This is a genomic window from Nocardia sputorum (genome assembly GCF_027924405.1).
Taxonomy (GTDB): Bacteria; Actinomycetota; Actinomycetes; order Mycobacteriales; family Mycobacteriaceae; genus Nocardia; species Nocardia sputorum.
This window is the reverse complement of record NZ_AP026978.1, coordinates 2,840,862-2,856,822: the sequence shown is the minus strand read 5'-3', so window position 1 is coordinate 2,856,822 and position 15,961 is coordinate 2,840,862. Positions and strand designations below refer to the sequence as shown.

General features: G+C 69.6%; 16 protein-coding genes. 11 read left to right on the top strand and 5 right to left on the bottom strand.

Going from position 1 to position 15,961, the window contains the following annotated elements:
* The first annotated feature begins 265 nt into the window (after positions 1-265).
* From QMG86_RS13140 to QMG86_RS13115, 6 genes are all read left to right on the top strand, one after another.
* On the top strand, positions 266-1,471 hold the full coding sequence (locus QMG86_RS13140) for a site-specific integrase (RefSeq protein WP_281879790.1): 1,206 nt from the start codon (positions 266-268) through the stop codon (positions 1,469-1,471).
* Between the two features lie 78 nt (positions 1,472-1,549).
* Complete coding sequence (gene ligD / locus QMG86_RS13135; protein ID WP_281880938.1) at positions 1,550-2,491, top strand: non-homologous end-joining DNA ligase; 942 nt, start codon at positions 1,550-1,552, stop codon at positions 2,489-2,491.
* Positions 2,492-2,872: 381 nt separating this feature from the next.
* On the top strand, positions 2,873-3,634 hold the full coding sequence (locus tag QMG86_RS13130) for an SDR family NAD(P)-dependent oxidoreductase (RefSeq protein ID WP_281879789.1): 762 nt from the start codon (positions 2,873-2,875) through the stop codon (positions 3,632-3,634).
* Positions 3,635-3,668: 34 nt separating this feature from the next.
* Entirely contained in the window at positions 3,669-4,031 is a 363-nt protein-coding gene (locus QMG86_RS13125; protein WP_281879788.1) for a hypothetical protein, read from the top strand.
* Positions 4,032-4,090: 59 nt separating this feature from the next.
* Positions 4,091-4,990: an AraC family transcriptional regulator gene (locus tag QMG86_RS13120; protein ID WP_281879786.1), complete on the top strand. Its 900-nt coding sequence runs from the start codon at positions 4,091-4,093 to the stop codon at positions 4,988-4,990.
* 25 nt (positions 4,991-5,015) lie between these two features.
* Complete coding sequence (locus tag QMG86_RS13115; RefSeq protein WP_281879784.1) at positions 5,016-5,171, top strand: hypothetical protein; 156 nt, start codon at positions 5,016-5,018, stop codon at positions 5,169-5,171.
* 13 nt (positions 5,172-5,184) lie between these two features.
* Here the strand turns inward: QMG86_RS13115 and QMG86_RS13110 are convergent, their stop codons facing one another.
* Complete coding sequence (locus tag QMG86_RS13110) at positions 5,185-5,877, bottom strand: TetR/AcrR family transcriptional regulator (protein WP_281879783.1); 693 nt, start codon at positions 5,875-5,877, stop codon at positions 5,185-5,187.
* Positions 5,878-5,971: 94 nt separating this feature from the next.
* Between QMG86_RS13110 and QMG86_RS13105 the strand changes: the two genes are divergently transcribed.
* Genes QMG86_RS13105 through QMG86_RS13090 form a run of 4 tightly spaced genes read left to right on the top strand, consistent with a single transcriptional unit; the run spans position 5,972 to position 8,909 of the window.
* Positions 5,972-7,081 carry an MBL fold metallo-hydrolase gene (locus QMG86_RS13105; protein WP_281879782.1) on the top strand — a complete coding sequence of 370 codons (1,110 nt, stop codon included), beginning with the start codon at positions 5,972-5,974 and terminating at the stop codon, positions 7,079-7,081.
* Positions 7,082-7,095: 14 nt separating this feature from the next.
* A complete protein-coding gene (locus QMG86_RS13100) occupies positions 7,096-7,659 on the top strand; it encodes an ester cyclase (RefSeq protein ID WP_281879779.1) in 564 nt (187 codons plus the stop codon).
* 36 nt (positions 7,660-7,695) lie between these two features.
* Complete coding sequence (locus QMG86_RS13095; protein ID WP_281879778.1) at positions 7,696-8,103, top strand: hypothetical protein; 408 nt, start codon at positions 7,696-7,698, stop codon at positions 8,101-8,103.
* Complete coding sequence (locus tag QMG86_RS13090) at positions 8,100-8,909, top strand: MBL fold metallo-hydrolase (protein ID WP_281879777.1); 810 nt, start codon at positions 8,100-8,102, stop codon at positions 8,907-8,909. Before QMG86_RS13095 ends, QMG86_RS13090 begins: the two co-directional genes overlap by 4 nt.
* Before the next feature lie 32 nt (positions 8,910-8,941).
* Here QMG86_RS13090 and QMG86_RS13085 read toward each other — a convergent pair whose 3' ends face one another.
* The 4 genes from QMG86_RS13085 to QMG86_RS13070 are packed head-to-tail and all read right to left on the bottom strand — an operon-like array spanning position 8,942 to position 14,383.
* Positions 8,942-9,523, bottom strand: coding sequence for a histidine phosphatase family protein (locus QMG86_RS13085; protein ID WP_281879776.1), 582 nt, complete (start codon positions 9,521-9,523; stop codon positions 8,942-8,944).
* Positions 9,524-9,544: 21 nt separating this feature from the next.
* Entirely contained in the window at positions 9,545-11,242 is a 1,698-nt protein-coding gene (locus QMG86_RS13080) for a tetratricopeptide repeat protein (protein WP_281879775.1), read from the bottom strand.
* 37 nt (positions 11,243-11,279) lie between these two features.
* Complete coding sequence (locus QMG86_RS13075; protein WP_281879774.1) at positions 11,280-13,094, bottom strand: hypothetical protein; 1,815 nt, start codon at positions 13,092-13,094, stop codon at positions 11,280-11,282.
* On the bottom strand, positions 13,091-14,383 hold the full coding sequence (locus QMG86_RS13070) for an ABC transporter substrate-binding protein (protein WP_281879772.1): 1,293 nt from the start codon (positions 14,381-14,383) through the stop codon (positions 13,091-13,093). Before QMG86_RS13070 ends, QMG86_RS13075 begins: the two co-directional genes overlap by 4 nt.
* A 272-nt stretch (positions 14,384-14,655) precedes the next feature.
* Between QMG86_RS13070 and thrS the strand changes: the two genes are divergently transcribed.
* Entirely contained in the window at positions 14,656-15,876 is a 1,221-nt protein-coding gene (gene thrS / locus QMG86_RS13065; protein ID WP_281879771.1) for a threonine--tRNA ligase, read from the top strand.
* Positions 15,877-15,961 lie beyond the last annotated feature (85 nt).

Sequence of the window (15,961 nt, the reverse complement as noted above, 5' to 3'; positions counted from 1 at the left end):
TCTATTTCGTTTAGTAGCGTTGGTTGCGACGAAACGAAATATCAACGAAACGGGTGAAAAACTGGGTACCCCCTCGCCACGAGTCGGCTGTCGGTTCTCATCTGCTCTGGCGAGTCGGCGAGCATGGAGCCGTGCCAAACGCTTCGAAGGGGCGCTCACCGAGAGGATCCGCGCTGAGGCCGCACCGCAGTGCCGTAGGCTGACTTCCTGCGCCGAATGCCGAAGGGCGAAAGTCAGTCACCGATAGGAACGCGGGAGCCGAGTCGTGGACGATCGATCCAGCGTTGTGGCGGTCCCGGACTCGGTGCGCACCGAGTTACGCCGTGGTGTGCGCAGCGTGCTGGTCGACGCAGCGGCACTGCGGTTGGTGCGCGACCGCTTCGACGACGATCAAGCCGGTTCGCTGCGCCGGTATCTCGAGGCGTCGCAATCGGCGAACACACTGCGCGCCTATCGGGCGGATTGGGTGGCGTGGTCGGCGTGGTGCGCCACCGAAGGGCGCCAGGCTTTGCCCGCCGACGCGCTGGACGTGGCCGTCTATCTCGCCGCGGCCGCCGACGCGCGCCGCGCCGGCGGCGAATGGGCCTTCAGCCCCGCGACTCTGGAGCGAAAGTCGGCGGCCATCGCGGCGGTGCACGCGGCGAATGGCCTGCCGTCACCGACTCGATCGGATGTCGTGCGGCTGACCCTGCGCGGCATCCGCCGCACCCGGCGGACCAAACCCAAACGCAAACGCCCTGTCCTGCTGCACACTCTCGACCAACTGCTCGGCGGGCTGCCCGAACCGGGCTGGCCCGCCGAACCCGCCCGGCGGCGGGATGCGCTCGCGCTGCTCATCGGTTTCGCGGGCGCCCTGCGCCGCAGTGAACTGGCCGGGCTGCGTATCGGCGACGTCGAGGTCGGAGTCGACCACACGACCGGCGAACCGCTCCTGCTGATCCGGCTGCCCGCGACGAAGACCGACCCCACCGGTGCGGCCGAACAACGCGTGGCCCTCCCCCGCGGCCGCCGCCCCGCGACCTGTCCGGTCTGCGCCTTCGCCGATTGGCTGCGACTGCGCGAAATACACGCCGCCGCAGGAACTTCCGGCGTGCGCGCCTGGCTCGCCGACAGTCCCGCGAGGTCGGCCGACATCCACCGTTGCCACGGCTTCACCGGCACCACCCTCACCGACGCGGATCTGCCGGTCTTCCCCACCATCAACCGGCACGGCGGGATCGGCGACCACGCCATGTCCGGCCGCGCGGTCGCCGAACTGGTCAAGCGTTATGCCGCCCGGGCCGGACTCGACCCCGACCTGTTCTCCGGCCATTCGCTGCGCGCCGGGTTCGCCACCCAGGCCGCGCTCGGCGGCGCCAGCGACCGGGAGATCATGCGTCAGGGCCGCTGGACCAACCCGCGCACCGTCCACGGCTACATCCGCACCGCCAACCCCCTGGAAGACAACGCGGTCACCAAGCTCGGATTGTGACTCCGGGCCGACGCCCGAGCATGCCGCGCGCTTGTTTGCTGAAGATATGCTGATGGTGTGCTGTCAGCGCCGGCGCCGATGCTGGCCGTCTCCGGACGGCCGCCGCGGGACCATGGCCGGTGGGCCTTCGAGATGAAGTGGGACGGCATTCGCGCCATCGCGCGGTGCCGGGACGGGGAGTGCCGGCTCTACAGTCGCAACAATCGCGATCTCAGCGGCTCGTTTCCCGAGCTCAGCGCGGTGCTCGCGGATCTGGGCGAGCGCGGCGGGCTGATTCTCGACGGGGAGATCGTCGCCCCCGATCCCGCGACGGGGGCGCCGTCTTTCGGCCGCCTGCAACGGCGGATGCACGTGGTCTCGCCGAGTGCGGAATTGCTGCGCGCATTTCCCGCGCAATACTTGGCCTTTGATTTGCTGACCGTCGGCGAAGTCTCCCTCCTGTCGTTGCCCTACACCGAACGACGTGAGCGCCTGGCGGAACTCGCGCTCGATCGCCCTCTCGCCCGCACCCCGCCCTACTACGCCGATATCGACCCCATGGTTCTGATGGATGTCGCCCGCGAGCACGGTCTGGAAGGGATCGTCGCCAAGCGTCTCGATTCCGCGTACTACCCCGGTCGCCGCTCGCCGGTATGGATCAAGACGCCGCTGCGTAAGACCACGGAGGTCGTCGTCGCGGGCTGGCTGCCGGGTACGGGGCGGTTCTCCGCGACGTTCGGTTCGCTCGCGCTCGGCGCCTACAACGACCGTGACCAGCTGGTGCATATCGGCAATGTCGGCACCGGATGGACGATGCCCGATCGCCGCTCCTTGCAAGCCCGCCTGAACGAGCTGTCCCGGCCGGACACTCCGTTCGATGTCCCGCCGCCGCGCGCGATCGCGGCCGCGGCGCATTGGGTGGAGCCCGTTTTGGTCGCCGACATCGAATATCGCGAAGCCACCCCGGAGGGCCTGCGCCACCCCAGCTGGCGCGGCTTGCGTCCGGACAAGACGCCGCGCGAGGTGAAATTGCCGGAATAGCATGGGATGCAACACTGTATTGCGCGTTGATCGCCATATCGTCGCTAGGACATTTTGGAGGGCGATTACCAGAAACGATCGCGGCTGGAATGGGTCATCCGGATTGAACGTCGGGCAATTCTGGCTGCCGGTTCTGCAGGACGTCCATGCGAGGATCGTGCAACCACAGGCGAGGATCGTTCTATGGTTTCCGCAGGTCAGAGTGGTTGAATCAGTCGTCCCTGTCCGCCACGTCCGGAAAACCCGTGATCGTCGCGGGCGGCAATGGCGCCGCCCCGAGGTCCGGCACCGGAACGCCCGGCCGACCATGCCCCCTGATTGCCGGCTTGAACGCAGTGTCGCGCGATCCCCGCACCAGGGGCTTATCGAAAGGCACTAGCCATGACTCACTCTCTCGAGGGAACCGTCGCGCTGGTCACCGGAGCCTCCAGCGGTATCGGCCGCGCCACCGCCTTGGAGCTTGCCCGTGAGGGCGCGTCGGTGGCCGTGGTCGGGCGGCGCGAAGATCGGCTCACCGACCTCGCCACGGAAATCTCCGACGCAGGCGGACAGGCGTTGGTCGTGCCCGCCGACGTCACCGACTCCGTCGCTGCCGCGGAAGCGGTCGAGCGGACCGTCGAGGGCCTGGGCCGCCTGGACACTGTGGTCAACAACGCGGGGCTCATGCTGCTCGGCCCCGCGCCAGGAGCGGATATCGACGATTGGCGGCGCATGATCGACGTCAATCTCATGGGCCTGATGTACTGCACCCACGCCGCCATACCCCATCTGGTCGAGGCCGCCGGCCAGCAGCCGCGCCGGGTCGCCGACATCGTCAACATCGGCTCGCTCGCAGGCCGCAGCGCATTCGCCATGTCCGCGGTGTACTGCGCCACCAAATTCGGTGTCGGCGCCTTCAGCGAGGCGCTGCGCCAGGAACTCGCCCGCCAACACGTCCGCGTGTCCGTCGTCGAGCCGGGCAGCGTCGACACCGAACTGCGCGATCACAATCCCGCCGTCGTCCAGCAGCAGATCGCCGCCGCACTCGGCGACATCGAGCGACTGCAAAGCCGCGACATCGCCGACGCGGTCGGATACATCGTCACCCGCCCCCGGCATGTGGCCGTCGCCGAACTGCTCGTACGCCCCACCCAACAAGCCTGACCGCCGACTGCCACCAGAGGAACACGACATCACTATGGAAACCCAAGGATTGCTGCCGGCTGCCGCGCACAGCTCCTTCACCGGCGCCGACATGACAGTCATGGCCTGTCTGCTGCTGACGGCGGCTGTCATCGTTGCGGGCGCCGGTCTTCAACTGGTGCAGGGAGCCCGCGGGGGTGAGGCGACCGCAGACCACATCCACCGTTTCATGGCAGGGGTATACATCGGCTGGGCGCCGATGTTCCTGTTGGCCGTGCCGATCTTCCTTGGGTTCGCCGGGCGGATGCTGTCCATCGTCCTGAAGGGTCTTCCGATCCGGCCGGTGGAATTTCTTTCCTTCGCCGCCCTGGAATTCGTCCTCGGCTGCGTCATCGTCATCGCACACGCGCTGGGATGAACCCCAGAAAGCGCAGTCTACCTGCGGATTGTTCATCCCGGAGCACTAAACTCCGGTGCATGCCGCTCGATGAGCTCTGCACGCTGTTGGCCCGCCATGCGCGAGACGACGGGGCAACGGCAATCCAGGACCTGCTGGTCGGCCGGGAGGTGTCGATCCTGCCCCCGCCACCGTCCATGGCCGGTACACGCATGACGCTGATCGCCCAGGGCGCGAAACGTCTCGCGTACGGCGAGCAGGTATACGACCACCGTGCCGGGCACTACCTGGTGGCCTCCACCGCCGTACCGCTCAAATGCCGTTTCCTCGAAGCCACCCCGGAACGACCGGTATTGGGTCTGTGTCTGTTGCTACAGCCCTCGCAGGTCGCTGAGCTGCTGCTGCAGGCAGGTCGCGGCGCCTTCGCCGACGACACGATCGCGCCACCTGCCGTCGGCTTCGCAGAGGCGTCGAAGGAACTGCTCGACGCCGCCATGCGACTGGTTCGCCTACTCGACCAGCCGCGTGACCGGGATGTGCTCACACCGCTGATCAAGCGGGAGATCCTATGGCGATTGCTCACCAGCGAGCACGGCGCGATCGTCCGCCAGATCGGTCTCACCGACCCCAGACTCTCACCGATCGCCGAAGCCCTGCAATGGATCCGGGAAAACTATCGAGAGCCGTTCCAAGTGCCGGACCTGGCCCGGCTCACCGGCATGAGCACCTCCGCGTTCCATCGGCATTTTCAGGCCGTGACCCGCACGACCCCCATCCAATACCAGAAGCAGATCAGACTCAACCAGGCCCGGCTTCTCCTCGCGGCGAACCCCAGGGATGTCGCCAACATCGGCTACCTCGTCGGATACGACAGCCCGTCCCAGTTCAGCCGTGAGTATCGCCGCCTTTTCGGCGCACCCCCCAGCCAGGACGCCATCACCTTCACGACACGCGTCACCGACGAAAACCGCACCGGATAGGCCACCGACATTGCAAAGGGTCGCCATGCGCTGGAAAGGTCTCGGCTCGTCCGGCGACGGCGGCGGCGCCGCGGAAGGCGCGCATCGTTTCGCCGGCGTCGGCGCGCAACAGCGCCAGGCCCACCGCGTCGGCGAGCAGCGCTTGGTGTTCCGGGTCGGGTGTGGTCTCACACGCGCGTGAGTGCGTCGGCGGCTCAGCCGTTTCGTGCCGAACCGCTGACACGCGCGACGATCGCATCGAGCGCCAGATCCATCGCGTAGTCGAATTCCGCCTGGCTGTCGAACCGGGCCAAGTACGGAGCAGCCTCGGCCACGGCCGGCAGTCCGGATTGTTCCAGGGTCGTCCGCCGTGCGGCGATGCCGGCGGTGTCGCTGATTCCGTAGGTGGGGCCCGCGCTGACTTCGCGCAGCAGAGTGCCGATGAGCGTGGCCAACATCGCCCGCAAGAGATGAACCGCTTCCTCCGAGTCGCACCCCGCGGCGCGCAGCACCTCCAAGACGGCTTGGATCGGCGACAAGCCCTCCACCGATCCCAGCTGCCGCGTGAGGACCAGCGCGGCGGCCGCGGGATGCCGAAGAGCGCGATCGCGGAACGCCTCCGCGATGGCACGCAGATCACTGCGGAGATCACCGCTGAGCGCGGGCAACTCGATCGAGCCCAAGAGATGCTCGGCTACCGCATCGAGTAACCCGTCTTTCCCGTCGACGTAGTTGTACAGGCTTTTCGGATCGACTCCGAGCGCGCGCGCGACCGCTCGGATACCCACCGCGCCGACACCGTCGCTGCCGATCACGTCGAGGGTCGCCTCGATGATCCCCGCGCGGGTGAGCTGTCCCGCGCCTTTCGGGGGTCGCCCGCGGCGCGTCGAGGGAGCTTGGCTGGTCATGTGGTCATTCTGCCGCACCCCCTTGATTTAATCCACATCGTGGATATAGTGTCGGAGCCACACCAAACCCACACCGTGGATATTGGAGTCCGATATGCGTTTCCCCTGGGGAACCTCCGACGTCGCCGATCTTCGGACCATCGGAGACCCCATCGACACCTTCACCGATCTCGCCCACGCAGACGGCGGCCCCGGCGCGCGCCTACGACTGGCTCGCGCCCGGGCCGCGGCGTTCCGCCGAGAGTTCCCGAGCACCGGCACCCCCGACAGCGTCACCACCTGCGATCTGGTGACACTGCCGTATCCGACCCGCTTCGGACTGTTCCGCGCCTCCCGCGCCATCGCACCGTTCCTGTCGATCACCAACCGCATGCTGGTGATCCGCTGGCACGATTCCGACGGCCGCCGCCGCACGCTGCTGTTCGAACCCTCGGACGTCGAACGCGGGCGTTACACACCGTATTTCGACAATCTCGCCCAGCGCACCCCGGCCGTGATCCAACGGCGCATGGTCCGCGAGCACGGCACGGTGCAAGCGCATCTGTCGCGCCTGGGGATCGCGCCCGAGGAGGTCGACTACCTGATGTTCGACCACCTGCACACCCAAGATCTGCGGCGGTGGATCGGCACCACGGCGCCTCAGGACGACCTCGGCACCACACCGGCGGCGATCTTCCCCAACGCGCAGGTCATCGTCCAGCGTGACGAGCTGGTCGGCATGGCCGAGCTGCATCCACTGCAGAAGCCGTGGTACCAGCCCGCCACCTATCGTGACGTGCCCGCGGAAGCGTTCCGGCCCATCGACGGCTCGGTCGTCCTCGGTCCCGGTGTCGCCGTGGTCAAGACCCCGGGCCACGTGTTCGGTAACCAGAGCCTGGTGCTCAACACATCGACCGGGATCTGGGTCAGCAGCGAGAACGTGATCGCGACCGAAGCGCTGACCCCGGAACACTCCCGGATGCCCGGCCTGGCGCGCTGGGCCCAGCAGTGGCAGCAGGAGGTCGTGCTCAACGCGAACACGATCGAAACCACCGCCGATCAATACAACTCGATCGTCCTCGAGAAGACGCTGGCCGACCGCAGCCGAACCGACGCACGGTTCCTGCAGTTCTTCCCCTCCAGCGAACTCACCGGCGTGTGGACCAACCCGGGCGCCCACCCCACCTTCCATCACGGCCACATCACCCACGGGCCGCAGCGTTGAGGAGAGACCTACCCATGTCGTCACGTTTCACCTTGCCCCCCGAACCCGTTCTGCGCGCCCGGGAGAAACTCGTTCTCGACCACTTCCACGACGAAGTGGCCCAGGACTGGGACGCCACCCTGTCGACGTTCCCGCACCCGCATTACGAGCTGATCGCGCCGCTGGTCGTCCACGACGGCGACGAGGAGGTGCGCGACTACTATCGCGACACCCGCCGCGCCTTTCCCGACCAAGACCACGAGATCATCGCCCTGCGGCACAGTCACGACGCGGTGATCGTCGAATTCTGGTTACTGGGAACCCATTCGGGGCCGCTCGGAAAGATCCCGCCGACCGGGTCCACCCACAGGACCAGGATGACGGCCTACTTCGTCTTCGACGAGCACGAGAACCTGGTGACTGAACGGATCTACTTCGATCAGCTCACCGTCCTGAAGCAACTGCTGGGCGGACTGGACAAACGCAGTCCCCGCGGCCTGCTCACCTTCGCCCGCGCCCTCGCCGGAGCCGCCACCACAGCCGGACACGAACCGGACCCGCGCCTGCTGGCCACCACACCGCCCGACCTCGGCGACTGACCGCCACTCTCACCCGATAGAACTCAGGAGAAGACCGTGACAATGCGCGCCGACGCGGCGGCCGCCGTACAGCGACCGCGAGACAACGCGGCCACCGGCAAGATCGTCTTGTCCTTCGCCGACGCGCACACCGGGCCGCATCCGGCCGCCGATCCGGTGGCCGCCATCGAGCTCTGCGACCGGGCCCTCTCCGCCGGACGCACCGTCGGACAGGAAGGCCGCATCGGCGGGGCCGACGGCCGATTCGCCTACCTGCAGACCGAGCACCACTCCGGCACCGTCATCGAGATCTCCGACGTCGGGGGCACCGAGAAGTTCGTCTTCGACCTGGTGAAGATGGCCGCGGCGCACTGGGACGGCAGCCACCCGATCCGAACCATCGACACCGGCCTCCTCGGAGGCGATCCGGCGGTAATGACCGCGATGCTCGAGGCACTGGGATGAAGGTCCACCACCTCAACTGCGGCACCATGCGCCCGCCGTGCACCCCTGAGGGCCTGGTCTGCCATGTCCTGCTGCTGGAGACGCCCACCGGCCTCGTGCTCGTGGACAGCGGACTGGGGCTGCGCGACGCCGCCGAACCCGGTGCCCGGTTCGGGCCCGGACGCCACTACGTCCGCCCGCGGTTCGATGAGAACGAAGCCGCCGTCCGGCAGGTCGCACGCCTCGGGTTCGACCAGCGTGAGGTCCGCGATATCGTGCTCACCCACTTCGACGCCGACCACACCGGCGGGCTGGCGGACTTTCCCTGGGCCAGAGTGCATCTCACCGCGGACGAAGCGGACGCGGCACTGCACCCGCGCGGTTTCGTCGAGAAGGTCCGCTACCTGGCTACCCAACGCGACCACCACCCGACGCTGGTCGGCCACCTTCCCGGCCACGGCGAGCCGTGGAACGGCTTCGCCGCAGCCCATGAGCTCACCGACGTCGCGCCCGGCCTCGTCATGATCGGCCTGCCCGGCCACAGCCGCGGCCACGCCGCCATCGCCATCGATACCGGCAAGCGATGGATCCTGCACGCGGGCGATGCGTTCCATCACCACGGGCAGATCGACGGCACCGGCCGCGTGCCCCGATCCCTGATCCTCATGGAGCGCTTCATCGCCCACGACATGCCTCGAGTCCGCGCCAACCACGAACGGCTCACCGAATTATGGACCACCCAGGCCTCGGAACTGCTGCTGGTCAACGCACACGATCCCACGCTGCTTCGCCGTGCCCAGCAGATCGACGCCGGCATCGCGAGTTGAGATGCCCTGCCTCGACGACGTCTGCACACGGCTCACTCCGCCAGACCCGGCCCGGTGGCTCGCACGCCGGAGTCCTCGAAGACCAGCCGGTAGATCGCGGGCATCGGCATGGCCCGGTGGAAGGCCCAGTCCACCTCTCGACAGCCGAACCCGGCCAATGCGCGCGAGATGAAGGTGCCGTGGCTGCCGATCACGACCGTCCCGCCGCGGTGCCGCTGCGCCAGCTGCGTCAGGATCGCGGTGGCGCGCCCGGAGAGCTCTCGCAGGCTCTCCCCTCCTGGCCTGGCCCACCCCGGTTCGGCCCAGTTTTCGCGGTAGTAGCGGGCGAAATCGGGAGTCGGGCCGATTCCGGAGTCCCATTCGCGCAATGCGTGGTCTGTGACAACGGGCAGGCCGATGGAACGGGCGAGAGGTTCGACGGTTTGCACGGCCCGAAGGTAGGGGCTGGAGACTATGGCGGTGGGTGCCGCGGCGGCCAGTATGGCGACCAGCCGCTCGGCCTGGTCTCGGCCTTCGTCGGTCAGCGAGCGCTCCTGCTCGCCCGGTCCGCCCGGCCGTGGGAAGAACGGCTGGGCATGACGGACCAGGACGAGCGTGGATGGCGCGGGGAGCATCAGACGGTCGCAGGCTCGTGGTCAGCGTGGCCGGTGGGCGTGGTCGTCGACGGACGCGGGCCATTGATCGATGCGCGCGAGCGGGCCGCGGCGGCGAGCCGGGAAGAGGCCGAGCAGGCCGCGATCGGCGCGCAGGTCCGAACGTGCTTGTGCCGCATAGTATCCGGCGTGGCGAACGAGCGGGTGTCTGCGGCGGGCTTCGGCCAGCCATCCGCTGGCTTGGCGGATGGCTTCGGCGCGGGTGAGGGGTGGGTCGGCGGGCAGCAGCAGGGTCGCGTGGTCGGGGTCGGCGACGACCGCGGAGCCGAGATGTTGCAGGCAGCGGCCGATGCCGGGGTCGTCGTCCAGGACGCGGTAGGCGCTCAGCGCGAGCTGCCAGCAGCGTAGGGCTCGGCGGGGTTCGCCGCGGGCCCACCACAGCGCGCCCATGGTCTCGTGGGTCTGCGCTCGCCCGTCGGGATCGAGACCGGTGCGGGTGAGGGATTCGGCCAGTTCGAGACGGTCCTGCGCGGCGTCGAGGCGGCCCTGCCGGATGTGCACGACGGCGAGGTTGATCAGAGCGCACACTTCCCCGGCGACGTCGTCACGCGGCAGCAGCCACCACGCGGTCTCCAATTGATCGGCGACCTCGTCCAGATCCACCGGGGCGGCGCCCAGCCGCCGCAGCGCCGTCTGATGTTCCCAGCGGGCGGCCAAGCTCGTCGACAGCCGCCGCGGCCGGTAGCCGCGCGGCCGCTCGTCCAGCCGTCCCGCCCGCAGCAACACCAGGTCGCGATTCAGCTCGTCGATTCCCGGGAGTGAGCACAGATCGTCGGCCACCCCGCTCTCGTTCTCCCCCAATCCGATTCGCGCGTACCACACGTCCAGGGCATTGCCGAGGCGAACCAGGTGCGCGACCGCCGCCGGGGGGAACTCCCGGCCGGGATTCGCGCAGGCGGCCACCAGGGCGCGCAGATAGGGTTCCTCGGTCTCGAACCAGCGGCGAGCGCCCACGGCGAAGCGCCGTGATTCCAGCGCGATCGCCCAGCGTCCCGCGCGGTCGGCGTAGTGGTGCAGCAGCGCGGTGAGCGCCGCGGCCCACTGCGGTCCTGCGGTCACCGTGGATCGATCCGGCAGTTCGGGCACGCGCCGCACGCGGAATCGCTGCGCGCCATGCTCGGTGATGATCTCCCGGCGGCACAGACCCTCCAGCAGTTTCGCCGCAGTGCGCGCGGAGGGTTCGCGCGCCAGCGGCAGCCGTCCCGGCGTGTCACGAATGGCGTTGAGCACGGCCAGCAGCGCGATGGTTTCGTAGTCGTGCACCGGCAGGTCCCGCAGCACCGCGGCGATGAGGTGCCCGTCGAGCACCGCGTCCAGTTCTGGGGCCGGTGCGGCGGCGCGCGGTCTGCGGTCGGCGAGCGCGGGGCCCGGTTCGACCAGACCGGCGATCAGGTCCATTTCCCGGGCGGTCCGCACTCTGGTGCGATACCCGCGGGCGAACCGGGACAGCGCGTAGGCCGCGGCGGCGACGATGAACAGCACCGACAGCCAGCGCAGCGGCCCGTTGAAGAACTGGACGACGGCGTTCTCGCCGAACGAGTTCACCACCAGGGTGCGCACCAGCTCGAACAGCACCGTGTAGGCGACCAGCGACGCGGTGCCGAGAAACCCGATCCAGATCGAGGATCGCGGCGTCGCGGTCTGCCCGACCGGCTCGGTGGGTTCGGTCGAGGTACTCACCGTCGCTCTCCCTCCCCGCGTCCCGGCGCGGCCGCTGTCATCGCAGCACTCCACCGGTCAGGCCCGGCACCACCCACCGCCGCCAGGTCACCAGCAGCAGCGCCACCGGCAGCACCGCCGACACCAGCGACCCGGCGGCCAATTGCGCGGTGTTCTCACCGAATTGCCGCGCCTCGCCCCACAACAGCAGCGACCAGGGGCTCGCGCCTGCTCCGCTGACGACGAGCCCGATGAAGAAGTCGTTCCACACCTGGACGAACTCGAGCACCGCCACCGCCCCCAGCGCGGGCCCGGACGAGGCCAGCACGCGCTGGGCGATGGTGCCCGGGCTGGCCAGGCCGTGCAGGGCGTCCGCGGCGGCGCTGCCCGGCGGGGCGAGCATCGCGCCGCGCAGCACGAGGATGGCGATCGGCAGGCCGGCGGCGGCGTGCACGAGGATCAGCGGGATCCGCGTGCCCGACAGCTCGTGGGCGTCGACGAGACCGTCGATCGGCCCGAGGTAGGTCTGCGCCGGGATCACCGCGAGCACCACCAGCGCCACGACGGCCACCCGGGCGGCGGTGCCGTTGGGTCGCAGCGCCGCCAGCCGGTAGGCCACCGGCGCGGCCGCGGCCACCACGACCACGGTCACGATCCCCGCGACCCATGCGGTGGTCTGCAGCGAGCGCCACAGTCCGTCGTCACCCCACAGCAGACCGATGGCCGCGAATCCGAACCCGTCGTGCCCGTGCAACCCGGTATAGGCGAGTACGCCGATCGGGTAGAGCACCAGCACCGAGACCAGCACGATGCCCGCCGCGCGCACGGGACCGACGCGGCTGCGGCCCGCCACCGACATCGCGCGCACCGCCGACCAGCTCGCGCGGTGCCGGCGCACGTCCACTTGCAGCAGCCAGGCAACCGCGCCCACGAGCACCGCCAGCGGCAGCGCGTAGGCGGCCGCGACCCCGGGCTCGGCGTCGGCCGACAGCCGCCACCAATGCACGGTCGCGCTGTCGACCTGGTACTCGAGCGCCCCGGGCACCCCGATCAGCACCACATCGAACACGCGCGCGGCCGCGACGCCGACGGCCAGCCCGGCGATCAGCAGCACCGGCCGCAGCAACTCGTACAGCCGGACCGCCAGCGGCCTGCCGTCGTCGCGGTAGAGGTAGCCCGCGCGCGCCGGATCGGCTTCTATCGCATGGATTCCGGCACGGAACAGCGCGGTGAGGAAACCCAGCCAGGTCCACAGGAATGCCGAGCCGAGCATCGCCGCGAGCCACCACCGGTAGAGCCCGACGTCCTCGATGTCCAGCCAGCGCGCGCCGCTGCCGAAGATCACCCGGAACGCCACGCCCGACACGAACGCCGACACTCCGAACGGAACGATCAGCGGCAACCACAGCCAGCGCGCCGAGCGCCCCCACCACGCGATCGCCAGCGCGAGGATCAGCAGTCCGATCGCGAAGGCCACCCACAGCAGCGTGCGCAGGTAGGCGCCGCGGTCGTCGGCGGTCATCGTGCCGCCCAGCAGCCACAGTCCGCCGATCGTGCCGCCGATCGCCGACGGCCACACCACGATTCGTATCCAGGGCACACCCAACCGTCGGCGCAGCACGGCGGGCAGGAGCGCACCGGCCGCGGCGAGCGCGCAGGCCAGCACCGTGACCGGACGTGCCCGGGTGGCGATGAGCAGCGTCCACGCGGCGGGCAGCGCCAGGAGCGCGACCGTCAGCACCGTCGCGGGAAGACCCGCCGCCCATCCCAGCCAGCGCCGCGGCCGGCCGCCGGGCACCAGCGGCCCGCGCATGCGGCGGGTGGCCAGCTCGATGCGCAGACCGTTGACGTCGAAATCCGAGGGCGAGGTCATCGGCGCCGCCGCTCGACGTCGTCCAGCGCGGCGATCGCCCGGTCGGTGGACTCGGCCACCCGCCGCTGGGCGCCGTCGCCGATCGCGATGAGGAACTCCGTCAGCACCCGCCACAGCCCTTCCCGGCCGCCGACCGGACCGATCCGGTCGGACAGGTCGAAGGTGCTGCGCGCGGCGAGCTCCCGCGCCGAGGGCGCGAGCAACGGCGAGTAGTCCGCCTCGGTGCGCAGGTTCGGCGCCAGGAAGCCGCCGTAGCGCTCGATCCACGGCAGCGGAGCGCGTGCGCCGGCCAGTCTCTCGACCAGTTCGTCCGCGCGGGGAGTGGCTTGCCGGGTCACCACCATGACGTCGCCTCCGACGATCTTCGGCCGCCCCGACGCGCTGGTCACCGCGGGGAAGGGCACCACGCCCACGGCGTCCTCCACGGTGCGCCCGGAGGCGCGGACCGCGCTGCGCACGATCGGTTCCGCGAAGTCGGGGGCGACGACCGCCGCGGCCCGGCGGTGCTGGAACACCTCCCGGACGGCGTCGGAGAACTGCCTGGTCAACGCGACGCCGACGCCGCCCGGAAACGCGTGCCGCTGCCCCCACAGCACGCCCAGATGCCCGAACGCGGCGCGCACGGCCGGGTTGTCCCACTCCCGGCTGTCTTTGGACGCCAGATCGTCGTAGATGCGCGGGGATTCGGCGAGCAGAACGTTTTCGAAGAAGTCGGTCAGCGCCCATCCGTCGGCGGCGGGCAGCGCGAGCAGGCGGATCGGCGTCTGGGCGAGCACCTCCATCCGGTCGACCCAGTCGGCGAGAGTCCAGGCCGCCGGCGCACCGAGGCCGTAGCTGTCGAATTGCTGCCGGTCGAACCACAGCAGCGACTTGTCGGCGGCTTTGAACGGCACCCCGTACAGGCGCCCCTCCGAGCGCAGCAACGCTTGCCAGGGCTGGGCGTAGCGGCTGCCGAGTTCGTCGGTCCACACCCTGTCGGCGACGGGCCGCAGTTTGTGGTCTCCGGCGAGTTCACGCACCCGGCCCGCCTGCGGAAGCAGCACCACGTCCGGCGCGGACGGTCCGCCCGCGGTGAACGCGGTGTCGGTGTTGTCGCCGAGCGGGATCACCTCGATCGCGAAGCCGAGGTCCAGGCCGTCGAGGACGGCGTGGAAGGCCGCCAGTTCCTGCCCGCTCCAAGACACCCCGACGCGCACCGCGTCCGAGCTGCCCAGCAGCAGGTCCGGCGCGCACGCGGCGACCAGCGGGAGCAGCGTTCCCGCTTGCAGCACCGCCCTGCGCGTCCCCATCGACCCCCGATGTCATTGCGTGGCAATCGAACCCGATTATGCGTCAAAGCCCTCGCGCCGGTGGGCGCTTCGCGATCTTCGCCGCTTTCCCGGGAAACTCGCGTGCGTGGCTGCGGCGGCCTCTGCTACCGTCGCCCGCGTGAAGCGCGCTGCTGTGACGACGACGCCGGAATCCGTCCCGGCGCGCTGATCCACGTTTGTCCGAGCCCCGGGGCGAGTGCCCTGGGGCTTCGTCTCGTGGTCACTCGCCCCCTGTCGACGAGGAGACCACCATGCCCGACCATCGCACCCTCGGCCGTGCGCTGAACCTGTTCGACACCGACCCGCTGATCGGCTCCGGCCTGCCGTTCTGGCTGCCGGACGGCGCGGCCGTGCGCCAGGCGTTGGAGGACTACATCCGCACCGCCGAACGCCGCGCGGGCTACCGCCACGTGTATTCGCCGGTGCTCGGCAAACGCGAGCTCTACGAAATCTCCGGGCACTGGCGGCATTACCGTGACGACATGTTCCCGCCGATGGACCTCGGCGGTGAGCACGTGGTGTTGCGCCCGAGCCTGTGCCCGCACCACGCGCTGCTGTTCCGGTCCCGCGCGCACAGCTATCGGGAGCTGCCGTTGCGGATCGCGGAGCTGGGTGGCATGTATCGCTCCGAATTGTCCGGCGTGCTGGGCGGATTGACCCGGGTACGCGGAATCCAGCTCAACGACGCGCATATCTTCTGCACCCTCGATCAAGTAGCCGCCGAGGTCACCGGTGCGCTGGCGATGATCGCCGACGCCTACGCCGCGCTGGACATCCGTGCCGCCCGCTACCGGTTGTCGCTGCCCGGGCCGGAGGGGAAATACGTTGCCGCGCCGAACTTGTGGGAGCGGTCGATCGCCCTGCTCACCGCCGCCCTGGACGATTGCGGCCTGAGCTACGACGCGGTGGCAGGCGAAGCGGCGTTCTACGGGCCCAAGATCGACGTGCAGGTCCGCGACAGCGCGGGACGGGAGTCCACCCTGTCCACCGTGCAGGTCGATTTCCATCAACCCGAGCAGTTCGACTTGCGCTACACCGGCGCCGATGGCGCTGCGCACCGGCCGGTCATGGTGCACCGCAGCATCGTCGGCAGCGTCGAGCGGGCCGTGGCCCACCTGATCGAATGCCACGGCGGCCGGTTCCCGGCCTGGCTGGCGCCGACCCAGGTGGTGGTGCTGCCGGTGACCGATGCCCAGCAGCCCGCGGCCGCGCACCTCGAGCGCCGCTGCCATGACCTCGGACTGCGCGTGGCGGTGTCGCCGCCGGATCGCGGCAGCCTCGGTGCACGCATCCGCGATCACCGACTCGTGCCGTATCAGGCGATCATCGGCGCCGAGGAGGCCGCCGCCGACGCGGTGGCGCTGCGTTTGCGCGACGGACGCCGCCTCGCCTCGTTGCCCGCCGCCGAAGCGCTCCGGCGCATCGACGCGCTGCTCGCCGTCCATAGCGCCGAACTGTGGGAGGACGCGTGAGAACCCGGCCGAGGGTGGCCGACGCGCCCCGGGCTTGTTCGATGTAACCCTTGTCACAGCCTGGTACAGGCGCGTACCGTACGAA

What these genes read in the sequence shown, in the direction of transcription:
- QMG86_RS13100 (WP_281879779.1), top strand. Translation starts at nt 7,096, where the DNA reads ATGTCGTCACGTTTCACCTTGCCCCCCGAACCCGTTCTGCGCGCCCGG.
- QMG86_RS13115 (WP_281879784.1), top strand. Translation starts at nt 5,016, where the DNA reads ATGCGCTGGAAAGGTCTCGGCTCGTCCGGCGACGGCGGCGGCGCCGCG.
- QMG86_RS13125 (WP_281879788.1), top strand. Translation starts at nt 3,669, where the DNA reads ATGGAAACCCAAGGATTGCTGCCGGCTGCCGCGCACAGCTCCTTCACC.
- QMG86_RS13130 (WP_281879789.1), top strand. Translation starts at nt 2,873, where the DNA reads ATGACTCACTCTCTCGAGGGAACCGTCGCGCTGGTCACCGGAGCCTCC.
- QMG86_RS13070 (WP_281879772.1), bottom strand. Translation starts at nt 14,383, where the DNA reads ATGGGGACGCGCAGGGCGGTGCTGCAAGCGGGAACGCTGCTCCCGCTG.
- QMG86_RS13075 (WP_281879774.1), bottom strand. Translation starts at nt 13,094, where the DNA reads ATGACCTCGCCCTCGGATTTCGACGTCAACGGTCTGCGCATCGAGCTG.
- thrS (WP_281879771.1), top strand. Translation starts at nt 14,656, where the DNA reads ATGCCCGACCATCGCACCCTCGGCCGTGCGCTGAACCTGTTCGACACC.
- QMG86_RS13085 (WP_281879776.1), bottom strand. Translation starts at nt 9,523, where the DNA reads ATGCTCCCCGCGCCATCCACGCTCGTCCTGGTCCGTCATGCCCAGCCG.
- QMG86_RS13120 (WP_281879786.1), top strand. Translation starts at nt 4,091, where the DNA reads ATGCCGCTCGATGAGCTCTGCACGCTGTTGGCCCGCCATGCGCGAGAC.
- QMG86_RS13090 (WP_281879777.1), top strand. Translation starts at nt 8,100, where the DNA reads ATGAAGGTCCACCACCTCAACTGCGGCACCATGCGCCCGCCGTGCACC.
- ligD (WP_281880938.1), top strand. Translation starts at nt 1,550, where the DNA reads ATGCTGGCCGTCTCCGGACGGCCGCCGCGGGACCATGGCCGGTGGGCC.
- QMG86_RS13110 (WP_281879783.1), bottom strand. Translation starts at nt 5,877, where the DNA reads ATGACCAGCCAAGCTCCCTCGACGCGCCGCGGGCGACCCCCGAAAGGC.
- QMG86_RS13105 (WP_281879782.1), top strand. Translation starts at nt 5,972, where the DNA reads ATGCGTTTCCCCTGGGGAACCTCCGACGTCGCCGATCTTCGGACCATC.